This is a genomic window from Ensifer sp. EB106-05-01-XG146, assembly GCF_058791875.1.
Genome location: NZ_JBYTDX010000001.1, coordinates 2,143,885 through 2,169,826, shown reverse-complemented (window position 1 = coordinate 2,169,826; position 25,942 = coordinate 2,143,885). Strand labels below are relative to the sequence as shown.

28 protein-coding genes and 1 pseudogene are annotated in these 25,942 nt (G+C 64.1%); 11 read left to right on the top strand and 18 right to left on the bottom strand.

All coding sequences use genetic code 11. The features are described from left to right. Positions 1 to 10: 10 nt before the first annotated feature. A complete protein-coding gene (locus AC3WVQ_RS10805; protein WP_110818669.1) occupies positions 11 to 997 on the bottom strand; it encodes a GlxA family transcriptional regulator in 987 nt (328 codons plus the stop codon). 70 nt (positions 998 to 1,067) lie between these two features. Between AC3WVQ_RS10805 and AC3WVQ_RS10800 the strand changes: the two genes are divergently transcribed. Both AC3WVQ_RS10800 and AC3WVQ_RS10795 read left to right on the top strand, forming a co-directional pair. Further along, positions 1,068 to 1,382: a DUF1272 domain-containing protein gene (locus AC3WVQ_RS10800; RefSeq protein WP_060516178.1), complete on the top strand. Its 315-nt coding sequence runs from the start codon at positions 1,068 to 1,070 to the stop codon at positions 1,380 to 1,382. Between the two features lie 128 nt (positions 1,383 to 1,510). Beyond that, positions 1,511 to 2,779 carry an NAD(P)/FAD-dependent oxidoreductase gene (locus AC3WVQ_RS10795; protein WP_060516011.1) on the top strand — a complete coding sequence of 423 codons (1,269 nt, stop codon included), beginning with the start codon at positions 1,511 to 1,513 and terminating at the stop codon, positions 2,777 to 2,779. 38 nt (positions 2,780 to 2,817) lie between these two features. Here the strand turns inward: AC3WVQ_RS10795 and AC3WVQ_RS10790 are convergent, their stop codons facing one another. Beyond that, positions 2,818 to 3,543: a class I SAM-dependent methyltransferase gene (locus AC3WVQ_RS10790; RefSeq protein WP_110818668.1), complete on the bottom strand. Its 726-nt coding sequence runs from the start codon at positions 3,541 to 3,543 to the stop codon at positions 2,818 to 2,820. Between the two features lie 287 nt (positions 3,544 to 3,830). Between AC3WVQ_RS10790 and AC3WVQ_RS10785 the strand changes: the two genes are divergently transcribed. Next, a complete protein-coding gene (locus AC3WVQ_RS10785) occupies positions 3,831 to 4,304 on the top strand; it encodes a hypothetical protein (RefSeq protein ID WP_051659258.1) in 474 nt (157 codons plus the stop codon). 3 nt (positions 4,305 to 4,307) lie between these two features. Then, a complete protein-coding gene (locus AC3WVQ_RS10780) occupies positions 4,308 to 5,540 on the top strand; it encodes an HlyD family secretion protein (RefSeq protein ID WP_034792791.1) in 1,233 nt (410 codons plus the stop codon). Between the two features lie 732 nt (positions 5,541 to 6,272). Here the strand turns inward: AC3WVQ_RS10780 and AC3WVQ_RS10775 are convergent. Together AC3WVQ_RS10775 and AC3WVQ_RS10770 are read right to left on the bottom strand one after the other, a co-directional pair. Next, a complete protein-coding gene (locus tag AC3WVQ_RS10775) occupies positions 6,273 to 6,749 on the bottom strand; it encodes a GNAT family N-acetyltransferase (protein ID WP_110818667.1) in 477 nt (158 codons plus the stop codon). A gap of 188 nt (positions 6,750 to 6,937) precedes the next feature. Continuing rightward, positions 6,938 to 7,369, bottom strand: a complete 432-nt coding sequence (locus AC3WVQ_RS10770) for a rhodanese-like domain-containing protein (protein ID WP_060582746.1) — start codon at positions 7,367 to 7,369, stop codon at positions 6,938 to 6,940. Positions 7,370 to 7,455: 86 nt separating this feature from the next. Between AC3WVQ_RS10770 and ftrA the strand changes: the two genes are divergently transcribed. After that, positions 7,456 to 8,493 carry a transcriptional regulator FtrA gene (ftrA, locus tag AC3WVQ_RS10765; RefSeq protein WP_113080969.1) on the top strand — a complete coding sequence of 346 codons (1,038 nt, stop codon included), beginning with the start codon at positions 7,456 to 7,458 and terminating at the stop codon, positions 8,491 to 8,493. Positions 8,494 to 8,593: 100 nt separating this feature from the next. On the opposite strand, the gene AC3WVQ_RS10760 is transcribed toward ftrA, so the two are convergent. Next, a complete protein-coding gene (locus AC3WVQ_RS10760) occupies positions 8,594 to 10,216 on the bottom strand; it encodes an arylsulfatase (RefSeq protein WP_492382717.1) in 1,623 nt (540 codons plus the stop codon). 371 nt (positions 10,217 to 10,587) lie between these two features. After that, complete coding sequence (locus AC3WVQ_RS10755; protein WP_090294229.1) at positions 10,588 to 11,583, bottom strand: nucleoside recognition domain-containing protein; 996 nt, start codon at positions 11,581 to 11,583, stop codon at positions 10,588 to 10,590. A gap of 119 nt (positions 11,584 to 11,702) precedes the next feature. Here AC3WVQ_RS10755 and AC3WVQ_RS10750 point away from each other — a divergent pair, with 119 nt between their 5' ends. After that, positions 11,703 to 12,155: an Lrp/AsnC family transcriptional regulator gene (locus AC3WVQ_RS10750; RefSeq protein WP_034792802.1), complete on the top strand. Its 453-nt coding sequence runs from the start codon at positions 11,703 to 11,705 to the stop codon at positions 12,153 to 12,155. 73 nt (positions 12,156 to 12,228) lie between these two features. Here AC3WVQ_RS10750 and AC3WVQ_RS10745 read toward each other — a convergent pair whose 3' ends face one another. Then, positions 12,229 to 12,648, bottom strand: coding sequence for an NUDIX domain-containing protein (locus tag AC3WVQ_RS10745; protein WP_034792818.1), 420 nt, complete (start codon positions 12,646 to 12,648; stop codon positions 12,229 to 12,231). A 234-nt stretch (positions 12,649 to 12,882) separates the two neighbouring features. Continuing rightward, positions 12,883 to 13,632, bottom strand: coding sequence for an SDR family oxidoreductase (locus AC3WVQ_RS10740; RefSeq protein WP_034792821.1), 750 nt, complete (start codon positions 13,630 to 13,632; stop codon positions 12,883 to 12,885). Between the two features lie 251 nt (positions 13,633 to 13,883). On the opposite strand from AC3WVQ_RS10740, the gene AC3WVQ_RS10735 reads away from it, so the two are divergent. Further along, entirely contained in the window at positions 13,884 to 14,159 is a 276-nt protein-coding gene (locus tag AC3WVQ_RS10735) for a hypothetical protein (RefSeq protein ID WP_060582750.1), read from the top strand. Here the strand turns inward: AC3WVQ_RS10735 and AC3WVQ_RS10730 are convergent. After that, positions 14,156 to 14,347 (bottom strand): hypothetical protein, encoded by a 192-nt coding sequence (locus tag AC3WVQ_RS10730; protein WP_060582751.1) that lies wholly within the window; start codon positions 14,345 to 14,347, stop codon positions 14,156 to 14,158. The two genes, AC3WVQ_RS10735 and AC3WVQ_RS10730, sit on opposite strands and share 4 nt — an antisense overlap. Before the next feature lie 33 nt (positions 14,348 to 14,380). Here AC3WVQ_RS10730 and AC3WVQ_RS10725 point away from each other — a divergent pair. Continuing rightward, positions 14,381 to 14,470 (top strand): annotated as a pseudogene (locus AC3WVQ_RS10725) (DUF2280 domain-containing protein); the annotation flags it as partial. Between the two features lie 3 nt (positions 14,471 to 14,473). On the opposite strand, the gene AC3WVQ_RS10720 reads toward AC3WVQ_RS10725, so the two are convergent. Continuing rightward, positions 14,474 to 15,391, bottom strand: coding sequence for a LysR family transcriptional regulator (locus AC3WVQ_RS10720; RefSeq protein ID WP_110818664.1), 918 nt, complete (start codon positions 15,389 to 15,391; stop codon positions 14,474 to 14,476). Positions 15,392 to 15,504: 113 nt separating this feature from the next. Here AC3WVQ_RS10720 and AC3WVQ_RS10715 point away from each other — a divergent pair, with 113 nt between their 5' ends. Further along, positions 15,505 to 15,729, top strand: coding sequence for a YjiS-like domain-containing protein (locus AC3WVQ_RS10715; protein ID WP_060582753.1), 225 nt, complete (start codon positions 15,505 to 15,507; stop codon positions 15,727 to 15,729). 65 nt (positions 15,730 to 15,794) lie between these two features. On the opposite strand, the gene AC3WVQ_RS10710 is transcribed toward AC3WVQ_RS10715, so the two are convergent. The 8 genes from AC3WVQ_RS10710 to AC3WVQ_RS10675 all read right to left on the bottom strand — a co-directional run bounded on the left by AC3WVQ_RS10710 (position 15,795) and on the right by AC3WVQ_RS10675 (position 22,805). Then, positions 15,795 to 16,367 (bottom strand): nucleotidyltransferase family protein, encoded by a 573-nt coding sequence (locus AC3WVQ_RS10710; protein WP_060605356.1) that lies wholly within the window; start codon positions 16,365 to 16,367, stop codon positions 15,795 to 15,797. Then, positions 16,367 to 17,065 (bottom strand): Type 1 glutamine amidotransferase-like domain-containing protein, encoded by a 699-nt coding sequence (locus AC3WVQ_RS10705; RefSeq protein ID WP_060582755.1) that lies wholly within the window; start codon positions 17,063 to 17,065, stop codon positions 16,367 to 16,369. Before AC3WVQ_RS10705 ends, AC3WVQ_RS10710 begins: the two co-directional genes overlap by 1 nt. Before the next feature lie 44 nt (positions 17,066 to 17,109). After that, positions 17,110 to 17,508: a hypothetical protein gene (locus tag AC3WVQ_RS10700; RefSeq protein ID WP_034792862.1), complete on the bottom strand. Its 399-nt coding sequence runs from the start codon at positions 17,506 to 17,508 to the stop codon at positions 17,110 to 17,112. Positions 17,509 to 17,674: 166 nt separating this feature from the next. After that, complete coding sequence (locus tag AC3WVQ_RS10695; protein ID WP_090294226.1) at positions 17,675 to 18,100, bottom strand: hypothetical protein; 426 nt, start codon at positions 18,098 to 18,100, stop codon at positions 17,675 to 17,677. Between the two features lie 105 nt (positions 18,101 to 18,205). After that, on the bottom strand, positions 18,206 to 18,628 hold the full coding sequence (locus tag AC3WVQ_RS10690) for a hypothetical protein (protein ID WP_090294225.1): 423 nt from the start codon (positions 18,626 to 18,628) through the stop codon (positions 18,206 to 18,208). Positions 18,629 to 18,719: 91 nt separating this feature from the next. Then, entirely contained in the window at positions 18,720 to 20,663 is a 1,944-nt protein-coding gene (locus AC3WVQ_RS10685) for a MacB family efflux pump subunit (RefSeq protein WP_090294223.1), read from the bottom strand. Between the two features lie 19 nt (positions 20,664 to 20,682). Beyond that, complete coding sequence (locus AC3WVQ_RS10680; RefSeq protein WP_090294221.1) at positions 20,683 to 22,020, bottom strand: efflux RND transporter periplasmic adaptor subunit; 1,338 nt, start codon at positions 22,018 to 22,020, stop codon at positions 20,683 to 20,685. Positions 22,021 to 22,196: 176 nt separating this feature from the next. Further along, positions 22,197 to 22,805, bottom strand: a complete 609-nt coding sequence (locus AC3WVQ_RS10675) for a cysteine hydrolase family protein (RefSeq protein ID WP_060516024.1) — start codon at positions 22,803 to 22,805, stop codon at positions 22,197 to 22,199. A gap of 177 nt (positions 22,806 to 22,982) precedes the next feature. Here AC3WVQ_RS10675 and AC3WVQ_RS10670 point away from each other — a divergent pair, with 177 nt between their 5' ends. Further along, positions 22,983 to 23,831, top strand: coding sequence for a LysR family transcriptional regulator (locus tag AC3WVQ_RS10670; protein ID WP_034792878.1), 849 nt, complete (start codon positions 22,983 to 22,985; stop codon positions 23,829 to 23,831). Between the two features lie 385 nt (positions 23,832 to 24,216). Then, positions 24,217 to 25,920, top strand: coding sequence for an arginine--tRNA ligase (gene argS, locus AC3WVQ_RS10665; RefSeq protein WP_110818662.1), 1,704 nt, complete (start codon positions 24,217 to 24,219; stop codon positions 25,918 to 25,920). Positions 25,921 to 25,942 lie beyond the last annotated feature (22 nt).

Sequence of the window (25,942 nt, the reverse complement as noted above, 5' to 3'; positions counted from 1 at the left end):
GGGGCGTCCGTCAGGGCGGGCCGAAGCGTGCCGCATAGTCCGAGGGCGCGATGCCCTTGCGGCGCTGAAAGGCGCGGCGCATGCGCTCGGCGTTGCCGAAGCCGAAGAGAAACGGCGCTTGCGAGACGGGCACGTCCCCGCGCTGGAGCGCCTCGCAGGCCGCATCGACCCGCAGTTCCTCGACGAATTGCGCCGGGCTTGCGCCCACCTCCTGCGTAAACAGGCGGGAGAAATTCCGCTCGCTCATGCGCGCCATGTCCGCAAGCCGCGGCACGGAGAGGTCGGCTGCCAGATCGGAGCGGATCTCGGCCACCAGCGCATCGAAGCGGTCGCCTCGGCTCGTCATCTGCTGGTGCAGGGCGGCGCTGAACTGGCGCTGGCCGCCCGTGCGCTTGACGTAGAGCACCAGGGAGCGCGCGAGCCGCAGGGCCTCGCTGCGGCCGAGGTCCTCTTCGACCATCGCAAGCGCCATGTCGATGCCGGCGGTCACGCCGGCGGAGGTCCAGATGCCGCGATCCTGCTCGTAGATCGAATCCTCGCGCACGTCGATATCTGGGAAATCCTGCTGCAGCTGGGCGCAATCTTCCCAATGGGTCGTTGCGCGCCGCCCATCAAGATGGCCGCCGCGCGCGAGAATGAAGGCGCCGAGGCAGATGGAGCCGAGGCGCCGACATCGGCCGGCCATGGCCGCCAGGAATGCTTGCAGCCCTTCCGAATTCGCCGCTTCGAGCGCGCTTTGCCCGCCCGAGACGAGCAGGGTGTCGGGCGCGGTGCAATCGGAGAACGGACGGGTATCGAGCGCAACGCCTGTGTCCGTTGCGACCGGGCCGCCGAACTCAGAGACCAGCGCGATGGAATAGGCCCGGGAGCCCGACGCGGTGCGGGTGTCGTTGAAGACCTGCAGCGGGCCGGTCACATCGATCAGCTTGGTGCGATCGAAGAGCACGATCGCGACGGTTCGCGCGGCATTCTCGGGGTTGGCATAAAACGAGGGCATATTGTCATTTATGCCAAAGGCTTTTCATGGGAGCAAGCGGGGACATCATCCGCAACCGATGGAGCCGACCATGCTTGAACTCAGACCGAACTGCGAACTGTGCGACCGCGACCTGCCGCCGGCGTCCGCGGACGCGCGCATCTGCTCTTACGAATGCACCTATTGCGCAAGCTGCGTGGAAACGGTGCTTCACAATGTCTGCCCGACCTGCGGCGGCGGATTTGCGCCAAGGCCGATCCGGCCCCAGCAGTCCTTTCGCCCGGAAAAGCGGTTGGGTCTCGGCTTTGATCCCGCCAGCGACGTACGTCGCCATTCACCGTTTACGGCTAAGGATATTGCGGCGCATGTAGCGCGGATCCGGCATCTCGCGCCGAACGAGCGCTGACGGTTGCGGGCTGTTCTTGACTTTTTGCAAGGGTGACATGAGGTGGTTGCGCTTGTCCTTGGCGGTCACAACCCCAATGTTGTGGCATGTCCAACGGAAGGCCGGTCGCAAAGCCGACTGGAAAGAACATGCAGGACAGGCATCACGTGGTCGTTGTCGGCGGCGGGTTTGGCGGATTGCAACTCGTCAAGGGGCTTGCCGGCGCGCCGGTGAGGATCACCCTCATCGACCGGCGCAACCATCATCTCTTCCAGCCCTTGCTCTACCAGGTGGCAACAACGCTGATCGCGACCTCTGAAATCGCCTGGCCGATCCGCAGCCTCTGGCGCGACCGGCCGGAGGTGACGACGCTGCTTGGCGAGGTGAGCGATGTCGACGAAGCCGGAAAGGCCGTGGTGCTCAGGGACGGCAAGCGGATCGGCTACGACACGCTGGTGCTGGCGACCGGGGCGACGCATGCCTATTTCGGCCATGACGAATGGGAGCCCTTTGCCCCCGGCTTGAAGACGCTGGAAGACGCGACGACGATCCGGCGGCGGGTGCTGCTGGCCTTCGAGCGCGCCGAGCTCGAAGAGGATCCTGATCTCCGTGCCGCCCTCCTGACCTTCACCGTCATCGGTGCCGGCCCGACCGGCGTCGAGCTTGCCGGCATCATCGCCGAGATGGCGCACCGCACGCTTCCCGACGAATTTCGCCGCATCGACACGCGGCAGGCCCGTGTGATCCTGGTGGAAGCGGGGCCGCGCATTCTCGCCGCCTTCAGCGAGGATCTTTCGGCCTATGCGGTCAAGGAGCTGGAGCGGCTCGGCGTCGAGGTTCGCACCGGTACACCCGTGACATCCTGCACGGAAGAGGGCGTTGTCATCGGCGACCAGTTCGTCGGCAGCCGTACGCTCGTCTGGGCCGCCGGTGTGCAGGCCTCGCCCGCTGCCCGCTGGCTGGATATCCCGGCCGACCGCGCCGGCCGGGCGATCGTCGGCGCTGACCTCACGGCTCCCGGCCATCCCGACGTTTTCGTCATCGGCGACACGGCTGCCGTCACCTATGACGGCGGCAAGCCGGTGCCGGGCATTGCGCCCGCCGCCAAGCAGCAGGGCGCCTATGTGGCCGACGTCATCCGCGCGCGGCTTTCAGGCGACAAGCCGCCCGGAGACTTCCGCTATCGCCACCAGGGCAGCCTTGCCACCATCGGTCGGCGCGCGGCGATCATCGATTTCGGCCGCTTCAAGCTCAAGGGCGCGCTTGCCTGGTGGATCTGGGGCATCGCCCACATCTACTTCCTGATCGGCACGCGCAGCCGCTTCGCCGTCGCCTGGAGCTGGTTCTGGACCTATCTGAGCGGACAGCACAGTGCCCGGCTGATCACCCAGAAGGAGACGCTGAAGGAGAAGGGGTAAGGGCGAGAGGCGGCCAATGTAACGGCCGCCGTCGTCGCTTACTTCTGCACCTTCACGATCAGGATCATCGGCCGGTCCATCTCTTCGGCCAGTGCCGGGAGCTCGGCGATCTGCTCTTGCGTCGGCCGCCACTCCTCGACGTGGCGGATGGCGAAGCCTGCGCCAATCAGCGTGTTCAGCGTCGTGCCGATGGTGCGGTGGTGCTTGATCACGCCCTTGGCCAGCCAGTTCGTCGTGCGCGGGCCTTCGGCGGAGTAGTGATCAACGGGCCAGGTGCGCTCGCCATCGGTGATGCGCCAGCCGGGATTGTGCGAGGCCATGTAGATCGGGTGCTCGATGGTGAAGACGAAATGGGCGCCGGGTACCAGCGCCTTGTGGATGGTCGCGACCAGCCGGCCGAAATCCTCGACATAGTGGAAGGCAAGCGAGCTGTAGGCGAAGTCGAAGCTCGTTTCGGGCAGGTCGAGCTGGTCGAGATCGGCAATCTTGTAGTCGATTGCTGGATCTGATGTGTCGGCCTTGGCGCGGGCGATCATCTTCTCGGAGAGATCGAGTCCGAGCACATGGGCGGCACCGGCCTCGCGGGCGTAGCGCGAAAACCAGCCATAGCCGCAGCCGAGATCGACGACGCGGCTTCCGGAAAGATCCGGTAGGAGCGCGCGAATCGCCGGCCATTCCGCGGCCCCGGCAAGACCATGCACCGAGCGCCCGAGCTGGCTGTAGCCCTCGAAAAACTCCTGACGATCATAGATGTTCTGGGCCATGGCGGTCTCTCCTTCTGGCTGTACTTGTGCCGGCACGCGCCGCGAAAGGGGCGCGGGCGTCTGCGCGCGTTAGGGCGAGTGGGCATCCGGTGCCGTTACCGCGGGAACAGCATGTGCCTTTCGATCCTGCTCGAAACCGGCGGCGCTTCGAAGTGCCGGCGCGTCGATTGATAGGGCGCGTGTTGCCGCAAGGTCAAGTTGCGGCTGAAGTGCAAGCTTCTATTTCGTTTTTTTTGAGGGGTGCTAATGTTCGATTCTCGTGGTCCAGTCCGATTTGCGGAGGCGTAATGTCCGAAGCCATCCATCCTGCAGCCATCCATCACCTGCCGGGCTTTATTACAGCCCCGGGCCAGTCCGACTGGCTTTTGAATGCGGTTGCCGTTTTTCTGATCGTGGCGATTTTCGCGCTCGGAACACTCTATCTCAGGCTGCATTCGCTGCCGGAGGTCATGGCGCACAAGACCAACAAGATCCAGCTGGAGCTGGTGGCGGTCCTGGCGCTCCTGTCGCTGCTCACCCATAACAACCTCCTGTGGGGCGCAGCTCTGCTTTTGGCCTTGATCGACCTTCCCGATTTCTCCTCGCCGCTTTCATCGATCGCCGGTTCGCTGGAGCGGATTGCCGGCAAGGTGGACCAGCCGACCGTGCCGGAGGCGAGGGACGTGGAGGCCGAGCCTGCAGCAAGCCACCCACAGCCGCACGCGTTGCCCGGCCACGGCCACGCATCGCCCGCTCAGCCATCGACGGAAGGGAAGGCATAAGCCATGTTCGAGTTTATCCTTTGCTCGATGCTGACCATCCTGCCCGACTATCTCTTCCGCCGTTACGGCCAGGGAAAACGCATCGGGCGCGAGATCACTATCTATTCGGTCTGGTTCGAGCTGCGCTGGGGTATTACCGCCTGCATCGTTCTGACCATCTCCCTGATCACGCTGATTTTCTACTTCCACCCGTCGACGAAGAACGTAACCGCGGCTTTCCGTACGGTCGCCGTGCTGCCGGAGACCAACGGGCGCGTCACCGAGATCTATGCCACGCGCTTTGAGAAGGTGAAGGCCGGCCAGCCGCTGTTCAAGCTCGACAGTTCGGAGGAGGAAGCGGCCGCCGAAGTCGCCCGCCGCCAGATCGCCGAGGTTGACGCCGAATTGGCTGTCGGTCGCACCGAGCTTGTTGCCGCTGATGGCGCGATCGTCCAGGCACAGGCCGACGTGAAGCAGGCCGAGGACGAATACAACACACAGGTGGAGCTTAACCGGCTCAACCCGAACGTCGTTGCCCGCCGCGAAATCGAGCGCAAGCAGGTGCTTCTCGAAGGGCGCAAGGGCGCGCTGACCGCTGTGCTTTCCAACAAGCAGACGCTGGAGACGAAGCTGCAATCGCTGCTGCCGTCGCAGAAGGCCAGCGCCGAAGCGGCGCTGAAGCAGGCGGAGGTCGATATTACCAAGACCACCGTGCGCGCCGGCGTGTCCGGCACGCTGCAGCAGTTCACGCTTCGGGTCGGCGAAATCGTCAACCCGCTGCTGAGGCCAGCGGGCGTGCTCGTGCCGGAAGACGCGGGCCGGGCCCGGCTGGTGGCCGGCTTCGGGCAGATCGAGGCTCAGGTGATGAAGCCCGGCATGATCGGCGAGGCGACCTGCGTCGGCAAGCCGTTCACCATCATTCCGCTCGTCGTCACAGAGGTGCAGGACGTGATTGCCTCCGGCCAGGTGCGCGCCAGCGACCAGCTGATCGACGTTACGCAGATCTCGCAACCCGGCACGCTGACCGTGGTCATGGAGCCGCTTTATCCCGGCGTGCTCGACGACGTTCCGCCCGGCAGCAGTTGCATCGCCAATGCCTACACCAGCAACCACGACGAACTGGACAAGCCGGGGATCAGCACGCTGCAGTGGGCCTATCTGCACGGTGTCGATGCCGTTGGCCTCGTGCATGCGGCGATCCTGCGCATTCAGGCGCTGATGCTGCCGGTGCAGACGCTGGTGCTCGGCGGGCATTAAGCACGAAGACACGCGGCCGGGGTTTCCGATCCCGGCCGGCGCCTGCCGCCTGCAGATATTCCCCTTCAGGCGGGCCACCGCTTCCTTCAGCCTCGTCCGATCGGCCTGCAAACGTTGAACGCCCTCCTTGCAGGCGGGTCCCATCTTCCAGCGCCAAAGCCCGCGCGGGGTCCTCGCGGTTGAAGCGGTCGCGTGTGCCGTCGAATTGCGATGCGAGACAGCGCATCTTCGCCCGGCAAGATCGCCTCGGCTGCATCTTCGATCTTGCCGGGATCGATGGTTTCAAGGGCGTGGAATTCAACGGACAGCTTCCCACCTGAAAGGCCGCAATGTTTGCGGGATCGATCTATGCGGCGCTATCTTCCGTTGCGTCGATGCCTTGCCTCCTTCTCTGGAAGGCCCCGAGAGCGCCGGGCCGTCACGGAGGGAAAAGGGGTGTCCAAAAATGATTGAGCCCCCGTGGGGACGGAGGCTCAAGCGCGCAATAAAATTAATAAAGCAACTGCACTGCAATATAACCACAAGCATGCATACTCTTCCGGGGATTGCATACTTCCGGGGCGCAATCGCAAGTACAGTGTGGCAAAAGCGTGATCTGAAAGCAATGGATTTTAAGGGGATTTTAATAGTCAATTTGGGTTACGGGAAAATCCCCAGCTTTTTCACCCAATCGGGTCAGGATTTTCCTGACGGTAGCCCGCATGGACAAAGACAAATCCCCCACACTCCCTTTTAGGTCTCGTCGGTCCCGATCGGCAGCGTCCAGGGCTCCCATATCGCATCGTGTATCGCGCCCTGGCGCAGGTAGAAGCGCTTGGCATTTTCGTTGCTCGCAAGCACCGACCATTCGATGCGCGGCGCCCCGATCGCTGCGGCATGACGTTTCAAGGCGTCGATCAGCGCCGCGCCGGCCCCCAGGGAACGTGCTGTTTCATCGACGAAAAGTTCCTTCAGCACCAGCGTCGGCTTCAGATCGTAGGTCCAGGGGATGACGTAATGCACAGCGATGCCGATGACACGGCCGCCAAACTCCGCGACCAGCACGCCAAAGCGTGGGTTGTCGCCAAGCCCATGCTCGATCAGATCGCTCTCGGTCACGCGGAACGCGTCAGTATAAGCTTCGAAGACTGCAAGGCCGCGCATCAGCCGCAGCACGCAGGCGACGTCATCTCGTTTAAATGGGCGGACGATAACGGGTGACGCGGGCATCGCGATATCTCGTGCAAAGGGGTTAGCTGGCCGGGGCGGGTTACCGAGGGCCGGTGGAAGGCCGAACTTGCGGCATCATTTGCCGCAATCGCGATCGATTTCAGGCTGAAATCGATCGCGATCCAAAATGCTGCAGTGCCGCGCATCCGGCAAGGCGTGCGGCGCTGCAAAGGGCGTTTGGCGCCGGCTTAAGCGGCGAGCAGAGCCTGCGCTTCGCCGGGGGTAGCGCCGGTCGCAAAGGCGAGGCCTTCGTCTTCCCAGCCGGTGATGCCGCCGATCATGATCTTCACCGGCCGGCCGAGCCTGGCGAGCTTGAGTGCGGCCTGGTCGGCGCCGTTGCAATGGGGGCCGGCGCAATAGGCGACGAAGAGGGTATCGGCCGGCCACTCGGCCAAACGCTCCGCAGTGATCTGCCGGTGGGGCAGGTGGATCGCGCCCGGCACGTGGCGGCGCGCATAGGCCGCATCCGAGCCGACGACGTGCAGAAGCACGAAGTCCTGCTCGCCGCTCTTCAGCGCCTGGGCGACGTCGGAGCAATCGGTCTCGACACTGAGCCGCCCGGCAAAATGGGCAATGGCGATCTCAGGCGATGCGGCGGGAATTTCGGTGACGGTGCTCATCGGGGTTCTCCTTGGCTCGGTGCGCGTTGACGAGGATATGTGTAGCAGCGCTGGATCAGGGCTGGCAGTTGGCAACATTGCCATATATGCTCAAGATCATGCCAAAGTCGTTTTCCGTTGCCGCACCACTCACAAACCCGCTCGTCGTGGCGCTCGCCTATGACGGGCTCTGTACCTTCGAGTTCGGCGTCGCCGTCGAGATGTTCGGCCTGCCGCGGCCGGAAATGGGCGAGGGCTGGTACCGTTTTGCCGTCGCCTCGGTCGATCCGGGTGAGCTTAGGGCGACCGGCGGCGTTCGCTTTGTCGCCGACGGCGGCATCGAGCTTTTGGGCCAGGCCGGCACGATCATCGTGCCCGGCTGGCGCGGCGCCGATCAGCCCGTGCCCGAGGCGGTGTGCCAGGCGCTGAGGGACGCCTGCGCGCGGGGCGCGCGCGTGCTTTCCATCTGCTCCGGCGTCTTCGTGCTGGCGGCTGCCGGGCTGCTATCGGGCCGGCGGGCGACGACCCACTGGCGCTATACCGACAAGCTGAAAGCGCTTTATCCAGACATCGAGGTGGTGCCGGATGTGCTCTATGTCGATGGCGGCGAGGTTCTGACCTCGGCTGGCAGTGCGGCCGGCATCGATCTCTGCCTGCACCTGATCCGCCGCGATTTCGGCAGCGAGGCGGCCAACCGCGTCGCCCGCCGTCTCGTCGTGCCGCCGCATCGCGATGGCGGCCAGGCGCAGTTCATCGAGCGGGCGGTGCCCGACGTGCATGAGAGCGCCCGGCTCGGGCCGCTGCTTGACCGTATGCGCGAACGGCTCGGTGAGGACTTTTCGATTGCGGCGCTGGCAAAGGCTGCGGGCATGAGCGAGCGCACCTTCCTGCGCCGCTTCGAGGCGGCGACCGGCACGACGCCGGCGCGCTGGCTTTTGTCCGAGCGGCTGTCGCGCGCCCGGCAATTGCTGGAGGAGACCGCGCTCGGCATGGAGCAGGTGGCGGAAGCCTCCGGCTTCGGCTCCACCCAGACGCTGCGTCATCACTTCCGCCAGCAGCTTTCGACGACACCCGCCGCCTACCGTGCCGCCTTCGGACGGATGGCGATTTCTGAAGGCGGGCTTGGGCGGGTCGCTGCGGAATAGGCCGCATCGTCGGTGCCGCATCCCACCTCAAACAACGGCCCCCACCGATTTCGATGGGGGCCGCCAGTCACGGTCTAGAATGTCAGCCGGGTATGCTAGCCTACTTGGGATCGCCGCCGCCGCCGATCCCGAGGCCGATGTCCTTCTTCGGATATTTGACGAAGGTCGCTGCGTGCTGGGTCTGCAGCTGCAGGATGGGGCCGTAGAGCCATTCATAGTCGCCATTGCTGCGGGTGATGCGCTCCTTGGGATCACGATAGATATCGAAGATCCAGGGGGCGACGCCGACCGGCGAGAATGTCGACATGCTGATGTTGGAAAACGGCTGGTCGTACTGCATGACCTTGAAATAGCCCTTGAAGTTTTCCCAGCGGATGGCCGAGAACTCGGCCTGGTTATAGGAGAAGACCGCCTGGCGGGACGTCTGACCGTCGTCGGCCAGCAGGAAGCTGCTCTGGTCGACACCGTCGATATAGCGCTCGGTCGGGATCTTGTCCTTGATGCCGGCAAGCGCCAGCGACGTGTTGAACAGGTCCATGAGATCAAACAGGCCGTCGCTGATGCGCCCCGCCTTGATCATGCCGGGCCAGTAGGCGATGCCCGGCACGCGCACGCCACCTTCCCAGGTCGTGCCCTTGCCGGAGCGGAACGGGGTGAAGCCGGAGTCCGGGTAGCTGTCTTCCTCCGGGCCGTTGTCGGAGGTGAAGAACACGAAGGTGTTGTCGGCCTGGCCGGCGTCTTGAAGGGTCTTCGTCAGCCGCCCGACGATGTCGTCGACCTCGACCACGGCGTCGCGGTAGGGCAGCTTGGCGGGGCTGCGCCCCTCGTAGCCATCAGCGGCATAGTTGTCGAAATGGACCTTGGCAAAGGCGTGGATCAGGTAGAACGGCTTGTTGTCCTTGGCCGCGCGCTTGATGAAATCCACCGACCAGTTGGCAAAATCCTGGTCGACATTTCCCATCTGCTTCTGCGTCTCCAGCGGATAGACGATCTTCAGGTCGCCGCCCTTCTTGCCTTCGACCACGCCGTTATACTCGCTGAGGCTCTTGAACGTCTCCAGCCGCTGCGGATCGAGCATCAGCTGCGAATATTTCCGGCTGTCCATGTACTGCGTGTATTCGCTGACGACCGACAGGAAACCATGGAATTCGTCATAGCCGACGTCCTGGGGCTGCATGCCCTTGGCTTCGCCGATGTGCCACTTGCCCGAGAGGCCGGTGACATAGCCGTTGTCGCTCAGGAGCTTTGCCGCCGAGACCTCGTCGGCCCAGGGGTTCTTGGTGGGGTGGTCGCTCGCAAGCAGGGGACGCGTAAGGCCGCTTCGCGCCGGAATACGACCCGTCATCAGGGCCGCGCGCGAGGGCGTGCACACCGGCGTCGCATAGGCCGATGTCAGCTTCAGGCCCTCGGTTGCCAGCTTGTCGATGTTCGGTGTCGGAGCCCCGAGCATCGCGCCGCCGCCGAACGCACCCAGCTCGCCATATCCAAGGTCATCGACGAGCAGGATCAGGATGTTGGGTTTGCGACCGGTCCTCGTCTCAAACTCGCGAAGCCGGTCCGCGGCCGTCTGCTCCTGAGCGGGGCGCGGAATGGCCGGCTCCAGATAGTCCGCGGTTCTGACCGTACGGTCCCACCCCTTTGCCTCCTGGGCGTGCGACGTGGTGGCGAGCAACGTGAACGAAGCTGCAAGGGAACAAGAGAGAAGATAGTTGAAGGCCTTCATCAATCGTACTCCTCATTGGGATATGGGATTGTCGATGATCTTTCAGTCGGTCTGGATCCGTCTCTGGCTCCAGCCACGTGCAGTCCTGAAAGCAATGGCCGAACTGGTGCGCACCTGCCGGTCCTTGCGACCGGACTTGGCGGCTCTGGTTTCAGGCATGGCCGAACTGCATTTCCGACACTGCGTTGTGCGTGCCGGAGCAAGACAGAAAAGCGGCAAGCCCGTAAGTACGTAACAGTTAAAAAATCCAGGGGCATGCTAGAACGATGGGTGCTCGCCCCAAGGCGTGCGCCCGGTAGCGCACGCCCAATTTCGTCGGGTGAACCAGGGCTTCAATGTGACAGGGCGGCGTTCGCCGCCCTGTCACACGGTCATCCGTTGAGCTCGGCCTGAGGGGACGCAAGGTTGAAGTCGTCCTTGCGGAAGAACGACCGGAAGAACACGGCGTCGGGCGCGGAGGCGACAATCCGGGCGACGATGGCCGTGGCGACGATGGCAAAGACCAGCCGGCCGAAGAAGACGCTGGTGAAATCCGCCCCCAGCGCCACGACCACCAGCGTGTCCTCGATGAGGCTATGGCCAAAGCCCATGAAGACGCAGGCGAGGAACACCTGGCGCGGCTCGACCTTGGCCTCGCGCGCCTCGCGGATCAGAAGCGCGCCACCATAGGAAATGCCAAGCAGCACGCCCACGGCGGCAAAGGGCACGGTCTCGGTCTTGACGCCCGCAAGGCGAAAGAGCGGCGCCATGCCCCGGTTCAGCCATGCGAGGATGCCGACGAGCTTGAGGATCTCGATCGTCCAACTGAGCACGAGCAGCACGACGAGCATGGTCAGAAGCGTCTTCAGCGTGCCGAAGGTGAAGGCGACCCAGCCGGAGCCCTCGTTGGCCGGGATCCAGGTGGGGGCGAGCGGGGTTGCAAGCCATCCGGTGACGGCGAAGAGCTGATGCAGGAGGGCTGCGAAGATGAGGCCGCCGCCGATCCTTATCGCGGCGGTGACGAGGAAGTTTGGGCCCGCCTTCTGGATGATGCGCTGTTCGATCGGGATGGCATGGGCCACCAGCATCAGCGCCGAAAACACCGTCATGTCGGCAGTCGTCAGTTCCGAGACCGGCACCAGCGCGAAGACCACAACGACGGCGCCCCAGATGCCGACGAGCAGGCCGGTGAGCCACGCGAAGGCAAACTCGGGCGGCAGGCCGATCACCGTCATTACCGGCTCGAAGGCGGGTGCGACCGCGCGGATCACGCCGAGTTCCTGCAGCACATGGGTGACGATGGTGACGGGCACGATGATGCGCACCAGATCGAAGTAGACTTCGAGGGTAGCAAGGGTCTTGCGGTAGAGGATGATCAGGACGGTCATGGCTGTCTCTCCTTGGGATGTTGTCCAAGGACTAACGCCAGGCCGTTCGCAGTTGTGGTCAAAATATGCACCTTTGTGCAATAAAATTGCAAATGACCGCAACAGGGGGACGGACGGGGATGGACAAGATCGACAGCAAGCTCTTGAGGCTCTTGCAGGTGGATGCCTCTCGCACCAATGCCGAGCTTGCGGAAGAGGTTGGCCTTTCGCCATCGAGTTGCCTGCGTCGCATCAGGCGGCTACACGAGACCGGCGTCATCGACCGGATCGTCGCGGTGCTTAATCCGGCAAAGGCTGGTCGCACCATGAAGGCGATCATCACAGTCGAGCTCGAGCGCCACGGCGAGCAATATATCCGCCGCTTCCTCGACATGGCGGAAAAGGAGCCGGCAGTGATCCAGGCCTACAGCGTCAGCGGCGAGACCGACGCCATTTTGATGCTGCGGCTGAAAGACATGGACGAGCTCGACGCGCTGACCGAGCGGCTGTTTCGCGAGGAAACCAATGTCGCGCGCTACTACACCGCCTTCGTGATCCGTACCGGCAAGGAGACGACGGAGATACCGGTGTGAGAAGACACCGAACCACGGGGGACGACCCGAAACGACAGGCGCTGGCGGGCCGGCGGTCCCGACGGGATCCCGATCAAGTGTTTTCGACGAGATAATCGCGCAATCTACTCTTCAAACTCTCGACGACTTCAGGGTGTTTCAGGAAGTCAGCGATCGACATCATTGCCCACTGCTGGCCCTCGTCGCCAAACCTTACAGGCCCGAAACCCTCTTCGAGCTTGCCAACAAGGAAGTAACTTCCAGGGGCGATCGTATTCTGCGCCGGATAATACCGCGTCCACACGATCCACGCCGGATCGACCGCGATATCGAACTCCTCGCGGGTCTCCCTGATTGCGCACTCGACCGGGCTCTCATCATCCTCTCGTCCGCCCCCCGGAAGATCCCACATGCCGGGGAAGGGGATTTCCGGCTTCTGATCACGCTGGTAGGCAATCAAAAGCCCCTGAAAGAGCAATGCGATTTTTGCACCCTTGAAGGGGATGAAGGCCATTTGCGAAACCCTGCGCTTGCTGAGCGAAGCTCAACTCTCGTCTTCGATGAATCCCGATTTTTTGCAAAGCCGAAGATCTTGCAATTTGGCAACGCTCGCAATGATTGTTTCTGGTGTGACACAACCCGGCGTTTTCCGGCTATACCATTCTGACAGGCGTCGTCTTATCTGGACCGAAAAGGCCGGTTGACCGGGAGCATGACTGGAAATCTGCCCCCGGCGCTTGAGCTGCCGTTACTTCACCGCAGCGTTCCCTCCATCGGCAAAGAGCGCCGCACCGGAGACGAAGCTTGCCATCGGGCCTGAGAGGAAGAGGGCGGCCTGGGCGATTTCTTCCGGCTGGGCGATGCGCTTCATGGCGTGCAGGCCGGCCGCCCATTCCTTGTTTTCCTTGCTGCCGGCCGCCGGCGTGTCGACGCCGCCGGGCAGGAGCGCATTGGCGCGAATGCCCTTTGCGCCATAGTCGGCAGTGATGCCCTTGACGAGGCCCATCAGGCCGGCCTTTGCCGCGCCATAGGCGGCCATGCCGGGAATACCGACGCTGGTGCCGACGAAGGTGGACGTGAAGACCAGCGAGCCGCCGTCACGCGCGAGCATTGCCGGGATCTGGTGGCGGGCGCCGAGGAAGGCGGAGGTGAGGTTGGTGGCAAGCGATTGCTGCCATTCCTTGAACGTGATCTCGGCGACCGGCTTCATGACGTTGACCGCGCCGGCATTGTTGACGGCGATGTCGAGGCCGCCGAAATGCTTGAGCGCCGCTTCCACCAGCCGGATATGGGTTTCTTCCGCGGTGACGTCGCCGCCAACCGCGATCGCTTCGCCGCCGTCCTCGCGGATCGCTTCGACGACGGCGTCAAGCTGCTCTTCGCCGCGGGCGTTGGCGACGATCTTCGCACCCTCGGCGGCAAAGAGCCTGGCGACCGCACGGCCGATGCCGGAGGAGGCGCCGGTGACGATCACGATCTTGTCTTGCAGCATGGTCATGGACTTTTCCCTTCTCTTGATTGATGCGCCCTGACTACTGCCGGCGGGCATCAGCGCCCACCCGATTTCCGATCGGTGATTGTGACGGCGCAGATTCTCAATCGCCCCGATGGCATAGTCCGGGCCGACAACGAGGGCAGGGAAGAAGGGATGCTGAGGACCTATGGCGGCAGCCGCCATTGCGGCGCGGCGCGGATCGAGACGGACCTCGACTTCAGCGTCGGCACGGAGAATGCAACGGCACGGCCTGCATGAAGAGGCGGCTCTGGTCGATGGTGGCGAAGCCTGACGCCTTCCGGCTGATCTCCGCGGAGGCGGCACTGACCGACTATCGCGGCCGCGACCCGGCCGCCCAGTCTTCGTCATCCGTGCACACGACGTCCGAGGCGTTCGCCGGCGTGGTCAGACATAATGGTGCAGATGCTGCCGGCGTCCGGGCTATGGTCGATACAGCCAACCAGAAACCCGAGATCGCCAGAGTGCAGATCGCCCATGCCTGCGGCACCTGCCAGCTTCTATTCGCTTAGTCTTTATCCGGCGCAGTTGACATATCGCGCAAGACTGCCTCAGCCGCGACTTCGGCATTGCGTCTTGAGCCCGAGATGGTTCCGGATTTTATGAGCTGCTTGCCATCAAGCAGTAGCTGCCAGTTCCATGTGTTCAGGCCGCGTCCCTGGATGCGGAGTTTCAATCTGTCGGGATCGTACTTCGTCACTGCTTGCTCCTTTGACTGCACTTTGACAGATCAATGGCCAAACCAAAACTAAGCGATGAGGTCAAGACCTACATCGTAAAGGCTCTGGCATGGTTCGACAGCCCGCCCGTCGTCGCTGCGGCGCCTTTAGCGGCCCTGCGTCCGGCCCTCGGGCGTATCTGGTCCAGTCGCCGTTGTCTTCAGCGCGGCGAGCGTTTCGCGCAGCGCCCGGTCCAGTCGCTTGTCGCTTCGAAGCACCAGGGCGAAGCGGCGGAAGAGCGTTGGGGTGACGGGCCGCACCACCAGCCGCTCCCGGTCGCCGGGGCGAAGGGCGATTTCCGGAACGAGGGCTGAGCCGAGGCCGACGGCGACCATCTCCTTGATCGCGTCGACGCTGCCGAGCGCCATCACCGGCTTGACGGTCGTGCCTGTGGTGGCCAGCCATTCGTCGGTGATCCTTCGCGTGTTGGCGCCGGGCTCGTAGAGGATCAGCGGCCGTTCAGCCAGGATCGCGGGCGTGACGGTATCGGGCAGGGCAGTTCCGAGCGGCGCAATCGCCACGAAGCGCTCGTCGAAGAGCGGCGTGATTTCGAAGATGCGGCCTGAAACGGGCAGGCTGACGAGGCCGATGTCGATGAGGTTCTCGTCGACCGCGCGGACGATGTCGGCGCTGTTGCCGGTTGTCACGGTGATGTCTAGATCGGGAAAGCGGCGCTTGAGATCGGCCAGAAGCGGCGGCAGCAGGAAGGCACACGGGGTGGCGCCGGTGCCGAGCCGGACGCGCCCGAGAACGCCTTTGGCGTGGCGGGCGACGGCCTCGATCGCCCGGCTGGTGGCAGCCTCGATGCTGCCGGCATGGGCCAGCAGCTCCTCGCCGGCCGCACTCGGCCGCGCTCTGCGGCCGACCCGCTCGACGAGGCGCACGCCGAGCTGCTTCTCCAGCACCCGCACCTGCAGGCTGACCGCCGGCTGGGTCAGGCCCAAGCGCTCGGCGGCGGCCGAGAAGCTGCCGAGTTCGGCGACAAGCGCGAAGGTTTTGAGATAATCGAGGTCAAGCGCACTCATGCCCAGGTTTCTCTTATTTCCAAAGTTTCTCTTATGCGTGGAATAGGAATGCTAAGCTTCTTTTAGGAGATGTCGAGGCGCAGACTGTGTCCATGGTTGGAAAAGAAACATGGATGTTCGACATGATCCGGGAACTCGGTCTTTATCTCGTCGCTTCGCCGCGCTCGCGGTACTGGCAATTGCAGCAACTGCGCGAACTGGATGCTGAGCATCTGGCGGATATCGGCCTGACGGAGGCGGAAGCTCAGCTTGGAAGGCGCAAGGTTGCGCCGGTTCCGGCGCGCGAAGGGGCCGTCGTCGTTCGGCATGCGGAGGCCGCACGGGCGGGCGCGATGTGATGTTTCGGCGCGCGTGCCGTTCCCGACCACAACTGGTGGGGCCGCAGTGACAGGGGCGTCTCGTCTCAAGCCGGCCTCACGTCCCACCTTTCGATCGCAAGGCCCGGCCAAAGGGCGCGCCACCGTTCCACTTTGCGCTCGTAGATGGCGCGGGTGATCTGGCTCTTGTTGGCCCGAACGATCGGTGCGAGCAGGTCCTCAAGGCCGAAAGGGGCGCAGATCTCCAGTCCGCCCTGGGACGGGCGAAGGCCGATAGCGGTCGCTGTCGTCGGAAATGTCGCGATCGCCTCTTCCGCCGATAGATAGGGCCTGATCGGCGTGCCGAATTTTTCCTCGTACCAGAGGTGAACGCGTGCCTCGTTCTTGACGTCGATCCGCACGGGCAGATCCGCAAACAGGCCTTCGATCCGCTTCGCATGCGTGGCCTCCGCCTCTTGCGAGAGGTCGTCACCGTCGAAATAGACGATGTCGATATCGCTGATGCCGTGCGTCGGCGGCAGGGCGAAGGCATGGTTCCAGACGGTCTGCGCTATCGCGCCGGCCGCCAGCCAGCCATCGGGCAGGGCAATCCGGTCCCAGCGATCGAGGATCGGAGCCAAGAGCGGGCTCTTCAGGATGTTAGTCTGCAGGTCCGTCATCAAATCTGCATCGGCATGAAGCCTTGAAGCATGCTTTCCGCCGGTGCTCGCGCGGCTCCCGCCGAGATCCATAGAGGATCTCCAAGACACTCGATCCGCCCGTCTGCAACGACGATGCCGTCGCCGTCGTTGCAGGCAAGGATCGGTCGCGGCGTCGACAGGCTGTAGCGCAAGAGAGCGGGCAGGTAGCTCTTGTCGTCGCTCAGGTGCGGGAAGAACTCGAAGGGCACGAGATCAAGCGCATCGCCGTCGGTGATTTCCTCCGGCTCCAGCCCGATGAAGAGCGCATCGGTCGCGATCGTCGGCGCCATGAGAATGGCGCCGGCGCTGACGCCGATGAGGATGCCGCCGGACTGTGCCCAGTCGCGAAGCGGCCCGAGCATGCCGCTTCGCTTCAGCCGTTCGAGAAAGCCGCCGGTGTGACCGCCTGCAAGGTGAATGGCGTCTGAGGCGAAGAGCGCTGCAATGTCGTCTGCCGAATGCGGTTCGTCGAGATCGAAGAACAGCGCGAGATCGAGACCCAGCCTGCCGTAATAGGCCTGCCCGGCAAGGAAGAAGCCGCGGTCCCGTTCCGGACCGGAGGCGACATAGGCGATGCGTTTTCCAGCGCCGCCTGCCGCCAACATCTCCACAAGCCTGAGGTCGATCGCCGAGCAGGCGGAGACGATCTGGTCGCTGTAGAGGACGAGGTTGAGCATGTCTTTCCTGTCGTGACGAAGGGCTATAGCCCGGTTCGCTCGGGCTAGCCCGCGATCGCCTTCACCCGGCGGCCGTAACGCCAGATCCCGAGCCAGCTGAAATAGTTGACGAGAAGCGACAGGCAAAGCCAGAGCAGAGTGGTGAGGTCGTCACCGCCTTCGAACTGACCGGCAAATCGCACGACGCTGATCAGCGACAGGCCGCCGAGAAGGATGCCGAGCAGCCAGCTGTAGGGCCGCCAGAACCCGAACGGCGGGACCTGCAGGTTAAAGGCGTAAGCGACGAGACCGATCGCCGTTGCCAGCGCCATGACCAGGCTGACGCCGCCGAGGATCTTGATCCCGTATGCCATCTCGTCCCAAAAGCTCAGGAGCAGCGTCGCGCCTATGACCAGGCCGAAAGCAAGGCTGAGCACGTAGAAAATTGCAAATGCCTTCCACATCGCGAATCATCCTGTATCTGCGTTGGTGGCAGCTTCGGCGGTGATGGGCGCCTTGTCTATCGTTCGGCGGGCGAGGTTGTCGCAAGGCCTTGCGCCTCAAACGGCCTGCATGCCGCCCGCTCTCTCATTCTTTCACCGGAGTGCTTGGCGCGCTGACGTTCCGCTGTCAGCCCATGGCGGCCGGCTGCTGCTCTATGCGGCGGCCATAGCGCCAGACGCCGAGCCAGCCGAAATAGCTGAGAAGGAGCAGGAACAGCAAACCGAGGGAGGCCGACAGCAGGCCTTCGTCTCCGGGCTGGGGGCTGGAAATGAGCGTGACGAGATCCCAGGCATCGGCCATCAACGTGTAGAGACACCAGCAGGCGAGAACCCAGCTGAATGGCCGCCAAAATGACAAGGGCGGGACCCTCAGGCCGAAGGCATAGGCAAAGACGCCTATCATGGCAGCAAATTCCACGGCCAGGCCCGCATAGAACAGGGCTCGGTCGGCGGACGACAGCTGCACCGCGATTTCAGGGGGTAGCGTGACGAAAGCCGATGACAGCATGAAAATGAAAAGCAGCCCATAGAGAACTGCAAACGCCTTCCACATCGCGACGCCTATCTCCCAACCAGAATGCTTCGTCCGTCCTCAGAAGAAACGGGGTTTTGCCGCAGGATCCGCACCAGCCTGGAATAGATCCTGCAACGCTTGCCTCTACCGCGCTTGCGCCGGTTGCTGTGCCATGCGCCGTCCATAGCGCCAGACGCCGAGCCAGCTGAAATAGTTGAGAGCCAGGCCGAGCACCAGCCAGATGAGGTTCGTGACGCCCACGTCGCTTCCGGCCGGGATGGTGGCGAACATCTGTGCGAACCGCACGACGCTGAGCAGCGACACCAGCAACTGATAGACGCCGATGAGCCAGCCCAGCGGCCGCCAGAGCCCATAGGGTGGGGCATTCAGGTTGAAGGCGTAGGCGACGAGCCCGACGGCGGTCAACAACGCCATCACGAAGGCCACGGAAGCCAGGCCAAGGCCGATAGTCGACATCGGCACTGACCGGCCCGCCATGATGTAGCCGCCAAGCAGGACGCCGAACGTCGCCAACAGGCAGTAAAAAACAGCAAACGCCTTCCACATCGCAAATCATCCCCCAAGCATGCAATGCCTGCCATCTTGGGTCGTGTCGCGACACTTGTCATCGTCTGGCGGGCAGGAGCGTGGCTTTTGCCTAATCCGCGCTCAGCGCCACCGCCGGCTGCAGGCGCGAGGCGTTGCGGGCGGGCAGGAAGCCGAAGACGAGGCCGGTCAGGAAGGCGCAGGCAAAGGCGAGCGCCACCGGGCCGAGGGTGAAGGAAACGGGCATGCCGAACTGGCCGGCAAGCGCGCCGGTGCCAAGCCCGAGCGCCACACCGAGCGTGCCGCCGATCGCCGAGACGACCAGCGCCTCGATGATGAACTGCAACAGGATATCGCGCTGGCGGGCGCCGGTCGCCATGCGCACGCCGATTTCGCGGGTACGCTCGCTGACAGAAACCAGCATGATGTTCATGACCCCGATGCCGCCAACGAGCAGCGAGATCGCGGCGACCGAGGCGAGGAACAGTTTCAGCGTGTTCGAGGTCTCGGTGAAGGCCTCGCGCACGGAGGACATGTTGGTGATCTGCGTGTCCTGGCGCTTGTGGCGCTGGTCGAGCAGCGCCTGGATCGTCTGCTGCGTGATGTCGATCGCCGAACCGTCCTTCACCTGAACGGTGATGGTTCGGATGTTGCGCTGGCCGAAGAGGCGGATGCTGCCGGTCGAAAGCGGCACCAGCACCACGTCGTCCTGGTCGTTGCCGAAGGAGGTAGCGCCCATTTCCGCCATCACGCCGATCACCTGGAAGGGGATCTTGTTGACCAGCACGTATTGCCCGATCGGGTTGTCGCCGTCGGGAAAGAGCGTTTTCACGACCGTCTGGCCGAGTACGGCCACAGGTGCGTAGGTGTCCATGTCGTTCTGGTTGATGAACTCGCCCTTTGCCATCTTCCAGGATTTGGCGGTGGTAAACTGCGGTACGGTGCCGTTGGCGGTGGTCTGATAGTCGACATTGCCGCGGCGAAGCGTGACGGAGCTCGTCATCTCCGGCACGGCGAAGGCGACGTTCGGAACGTCGAGGATTGCGTCGGCATCCGCGGGCACCAGCGTCACGTTGCTGCCGCCGGCGCTGCCGCGGAAATTCGCCATGCTCGGCCGCACCACCAGCAGATCCGAGCCCATCGACGAGATGCGGCTCAAAACGGAATCCTGCGCGCCGGTACCGATCGCGAGCATCGCGACCACCGAGCCGACGCCGATGACGATGCCGAGCAGGGTCAGGATGGTGCGGAACAGATTGGCCTTCAGCGCCCGGAACGCCATCTTCACCGCTTCGGTGACGTCGGCGATCGCGGCCGAGCCTTCGCTGACATGGCGGGCGAGCGCGGCCGCCCCTTCGGCGTTGACGCGGGCTTTCTTGGCGCGGTCGGCGACGATGCGGCCGTCATGGATCTCGATCAGCCGGTCGGCCTGTTCGGCGACCTCGCGCGAGTGGGTGATGACGATGACCGTGTGGCCCTGCTCGTTCATGTCGCGCAACAGCGCCATCACGTCGGAGCCGCTCTGGCTGTCGAGCGCGCCGGTCGGCTCGTCGGCCAGGATCACCCGGCCGCCGTTCATCAGCGCGCGGGCGATGGAGACGCGTTGCTGCTGGCCGCCCGACAGCTGGCCCGGCCGGTGGTCGAGGCGCTCGCCGAGCTTCAGCGCTTCAAGCAGCGCCTCGGCGCGGTCGTGCCGGTCGCGGGCGGACATGCCGGCGTAGACGGCCGGTACCTCGACATTTTCTTTGGCGCTTGCTGTCGGGATGAGGTTGTAGCTTTGGAAGACGAAGCCGAAGGTGCGGCGGCGAAGGGCCGCGAGCTCGTCACTGTCGAGGGTAGCGACGCTCTCGCCATCGATCAGGTAGTCGCCGCCGGTCGGCTGGTCGAGGCAGCCGAGTATGTTCATCAGCGTCGACTTGCCGGAACCCGACTGGCCGACGATCGCCACGAACTCGCCCGCCTCGATATCGAGCGACAGGCCGTGCAGGACCTCGACGGCGAGGTCGCCGTTGAAATAGGTCTTGCTGACGTGCCTGAGTGAGAGAAGCGGGGTCATGGCCACTATCGAGCTTGGATCAGAACATCGGCGGCATGCGCATGCCGCGCTGGTTTCGGTTGTCGCGGGCGTTGCCGCTCGCTGTCGATCCGGCGCTGACGACCACCTTCTCGCCCTCCTGGAGGCCGCTTCTGATCTCGGCGCTGACGCGGTTGCGAATGCCGACTTCGACGTCGCGGGTTTCGAGCGCGCCGGAAGCCGTAACCACGGTCACCTGCGCCTTGCGGGGCTCGCTTCCGGTTCCGTTTCTCTGGCCGTCACGCCGGCCGTTACCTTGGCCGGCGGCATCGCCGCTGCCCTTACCCGGATGGCTCAAGGCGCCGCTCGGCACGATCAGTACATTCTTGGCAGCGGCTTGCACGAAGAACACCTGGGCGCTCATCGACATCATCAGTTCGCCTTCCGGATTGGGCACGTCGAACAGTGCGTAATAGAGCACGACGTTGTTGGCCGTGTCCGGCATCGGCTGGATCTGACGAAGCTTCCCGGCAAAATGTTTGCCGGGCTGGCCGAGCAGGGTGAAATAGGCATCCATGCCGACCTTCAGCCGGGTGACGTCTGCTTCCGACACCTGCGCCTTGACGGTCATGGTCGAGAGATCGGCGATGGTGACGATGGTCGGCGTCGTCTGGTTGGCGTTCAGCGTCTGGCCGGCCTTGGCCGGGTTGGCGACGATGGTGCCCGAGATCGGCGCGTAGATCTTGGTGTAGCCGAGATCGACCTTGTCGCCGGCAAGGGTCGCCTGCTGCTTGCGGATCTGCGCCTCGATGGCGTTGACGTCGGCCTCGGCGGCGGCGAGATCGGCAATCGCCTGGTCGAGCGTCGATTGCGCCACGCTCCGGGTTTCGACGAGATTGCGCTGGCGGTCGATATTGGCCTGCTTGAGGACGAGCTGCGCCCTCTTGGAAATGAGCTGGGCCTGAAGGTTGGCAAGCTCCGCCTGGTCGATCTCTATGCGGTTCTCGATGGTGGCCGGATCGATCTCGGCGACGAGCTGGTCTTGCGTGACCGTGTCGCCGATCGCCACATGCAGCGCCTTCAACTGGCCGGAGACCTGGGCGCCGGCATCGACGGAATTGACCGCGTCGAGCGTACCGACGGCGGTCACGCTGTTTTCGATGTCGCCGCGGGTCACCACCTCGGTCACCATTGCGGTCGAGGCCGGGTTCTCTCCATAGCGCGTCCAGCCGTAATAGCCGACGCCGGCGACGGCGAGGATGACGGGCAGCCACAGCCAGGCTCGCGAGCGGCGCCTGCGCTTCACCGTCTTCACCGCACCGGGAATGAAGGTGACGTTGGGCGCCGCATCGTCGCGGGGCGTGGTGTCGGCTCGCGCCGTCTTGGCTGTCTTGTTCATCGCTTGCGCCTAACCGGCATCGCCGATGCCAAAATGGATAGGTTCAAAAATAGAAGCGAATGGACCCGGCGAAAAGCATTGAGATCATTATATTTTCGTAATCTTCGCCATCTGCATGGCAAGAGAAAGGCGCCCGCGGCTGCGGACGCCCGTTTTCGAAGGGAACGACGGGTCTCTCAGCTGCGTGCCGCAATCAGCGCGGCGACATTGACGACCGCGCCGTGGTGGTCGGCAAGGCCGGCAAGTTCGGCCTCATGCAGGGCACGGGCGGAGATGGTGCCGCTTGCCGATGGCAGGTCGCGTGTGGTGCAGGCATCGGCTGCGATGGTGATGCCGTAGCCGAGATCCTTGGCGGCGCGGGCCGTCGACGACACGCAATTGTGGGTCATGAAGCCGGCGAAGATCACCGGCGTGCCGGCCGGGCCAATGATTTCGGCAAGGTTGGTGTCCGAAAAGCCGTTGGGCCGGATCTTCTCGACCACCGCTTCGCCGGCGATTGGCGTCAGCGCATCGACGATCGCGCCGCGGTGCGCCCCCCGGTCGAACATGCCGCCGGCGGCCCCCTTATGAGCGACGTGGATGATCTTCGCGCCGGCGGCGCGAGCGGCGACCAGCAACTGCCGCGCCTTTTCGATCGCTGCTTCCGGCTCGACCAGGCGCACGGGGCCGGCCAGGTATTCGTTCTGGTAGTCGATCAGCACCAGCGTCGCTTCGCCAAGCGGCGGCGGGGCGAGCGTGACGCCGGCAAGTGTGAAAAGGGTTGCTGCGGGCGCGGAATCGGACATGGGAAGGCTCCTTGTTTGTGCGGACGGCGCAGGGGGGCGGTGGAAGGCAGCCCTGGCCGGGCGGTGGTTTCGGGGCCGTAGCCCTGGCGTTGGTTCGTCGAAGCGGTCGGTCTATGGGCTTGATCTTAGCGGCTGCGTTGGCGCAGAGTGATCCGAATTTTTCGGAGGACTATCTGCGTGAATGCAGGGGGATGGGCGGATCTCGAACTGCTCGATCATCTGGTGCGCGGTGCGACGCTCAGCCAGGCGGCGCGCTCGCTTGGTGTCGACCAGACCACGGTGTCGCGCCGGCTTGCGGCGCTGGAGCGGCGGGTGGGGGCGGCGCTCTTCGACCGCATCGACGGCCGGCTGACGCCGACGCCGGTGCTTTCCCCCGTCGTCGAGCGGCTTCGGACGATCTCGGAGGAGGCGTCGTTGTCGCTGGCGACGCTGCTGCGGCGCACGGCGGAACTGCAGGGCCAGGTACGGGTGACCAGCATCGGCTTCGTCTTGAGCGCCATCCTGGCGCCGGCGCTTGCCCGCCTCGAACAGCGCCATCCGGGCCTCACCCTCGATCTCGTTGCCGACAACCAGATGCTGAGCATCGAGCGGCGCGAGGCCGACATCGCCATCCGCATGGCCCGCACCGGCGAAGACAGTGTGCGGGTGAAGAGCCTCGGCACGCTGCGTTTCCGCCTGTTCCGGCCGAGGGGGCAGGGAGAAGGCCCATGCCCGGTCGTGCGCTACGGCCCGGCACTCGCCCATGTGCCGGAGATGCAGGCGCTTGACCGGCTCAGACCGGATGCCCGCGTGGCGCTGACGGCCGACAAGCTGGAGATCCTGATGGAGGCGGCCCTTTCGCTCGGCGCCGAACTGATGCTGCCGGAGGTTTCGGCCTCACGCGATCCGCGTTTCGAGGCGGTGGACGAACCGGGGGCGGCCGCCGAGCGCCCGGTCTATCTGATGATGCACCCGGAACGGGCGCGCGTGCCGAGCGTGGCGGCGGTCGCGGCTTTCATCGAAGAGGCGGTTCGGGGGTGGAAGTAGGTGTTGGTTGAGGCGTGGTGTTCGCGTGTCCAGAGGCATTGCCCCGCTCATCGGGTTTAACCCGAGGAATAACCCTCTCCCCGCGGGCGGGGATAGGGGACGTGCCATGCTGCCGGCACCGCGAACGGGGTCCGCGATTAGCGGGAAATCGGGCGCGCCTTGTTGGGCGAGTGGGTGCCGTCAGGCGGAAGAGGGGGCCTTCTGAGCCACACCAACGTAGTGACGGCGCAGGCGATCATAACATTGCCAGCGGTCACCGAACGGACTATTGAAGGGCTCCAATCTCGAGGTTTGCCATGAACATGGTTCCGAAAATTGCAGAACGACGACGCTGAAGCTCTCAACGCTTTTGCGCTCCTTTTCATGCAATTTCAGGAAATGATCCATGTCCGTCAAATCGGCAGCACTCGCAGCCCTTGCTCGCGCCTATGAACTGAACGGCCTTAAAGCCGAACCCTTCATCGCCCGGTCGACACGGCCCGAGTTCGGCGATCTCCAATGCAACGACATGATGCGGTTGGCAAAATCCGCCGGCCGGAATCCGCGCGAACTTGCCGCTGAGGTTGCCGAGACGGCGCGCGGCGAAGAATTCGCGGAGGTGTCCGTCGCCGGGCCGGGTTTCATCAACGTCCGGCTGACGGATGCGGCGGTTGCCGCGGAGGCGACGGCGATGCTGGCCGATGGGTCGCTTGCCGCCGAGAAGGTGCAGCCGCTGCGCACCATCATCGATTTCGGCGGACCCAACGTCGCCAAGGCGTTGCATGTCGGGCACCTGCGTTCCTTCGTCATCGGCGAAAGCCTGCGGCGCATCCTGCTTGAGATCGGCCACGACGTGCTGTCCGATATCCATCTCGGCGATTGGGGCCTGCAGATGGGCAAGCTTCTGTTGGGTGCGGCCCTGGCCGCCGGATGGAAAGCCGGCGACCCCGCGCCCTTCATCGATCCCCGCGCATTCGATGCCATGATCGTCGATGAACTTGGCATTCTCTACAGGTCGGGCAATGCGGCCTGCGAGGACGAGACGTCGCTTGCGCAGGCGCGGATGCTGACCACGAGACTGCAGGACGGAGATCCACTCCTGACCGAGGCCTGGGGGCGCATGCGGGCCATTTCCCTGGTCGCGATCTCGGCCACAGCAGAGGTGCTAGGGGCGCATTTCGACCTGTTCAAGGGGGAAAGCGATGCGCATGCCGAAGTCGCGCCCATGCTTGCCGACCTCGTTGCCCGCAAGCTCGCTCGGGAGAGCGACGGTGCTCTTGTCATCGATGTCGCCGGTGACGGACTTCCAGACAATGCGCCACCTCTGCTTCTTCAGAAGAGCGACGGCGCTGCGCTTTACGGCACGACGGATCTCGCGACGCTGCGCCAGCGGGTGCGCGATCTCGGTGCAGAGCAGATCGTCTATTGCACCGACGACCGGCAGGCGCTGCATATTGCCAGCGTGTTTTCGGCGGCGCGGACGGCAGGCTATGCCGATGGCGTCGAACTGCGGCACGCGACCTTCGGCACCGTTCGTGGCCGCGACGGCAAGCCCTTCAAGACCCGCGACGGGTCGGCCGCATCGCTCGGCGACATGATCGATCTGGCGCTTGCCAAGTCGTCGGAAAAGGTGACTGACGGCGAGGCGGCCACGGCCGTCGGTCTCGGCGCCCTGAAGTTTACCGACCTCTCCACGCCCCGAAACACAGGTTATGTTTTTGACATCGACAGGATGACCTCCTTCGAGGGGCGGACGGGTCCCTATCTTCAATATGCCTACGCCCGGATCTCATCGATCCTGGACAAGGCCGAGGAGGCGGGCATGGTTCCAGCCGAGATGGTCTCCATCAGCCATCCGTCCGAGCGGGCCGTGCTGATGGAATGTCTCTGGTATCCGCATGCGCTTTCGCAGGCGGCGCAACAGCTCGAATCCTTCGAGATCGCCGACCGGGCCTACCAGGTGGCAGATGCGTTCAGCCGCTTCTACGCGGATTGCCCGGTGCTGAAGGCAGACGATCCGTCGGGTCGGCTTGCCACATGCAGGCTTGTCGCACGGGTCATCGGGAAATGCCTCGAGCTTCTTGGAATGGAGCCGGTGCGGCGCATGTAACGTTCGGTTGGCCGACCTCGGT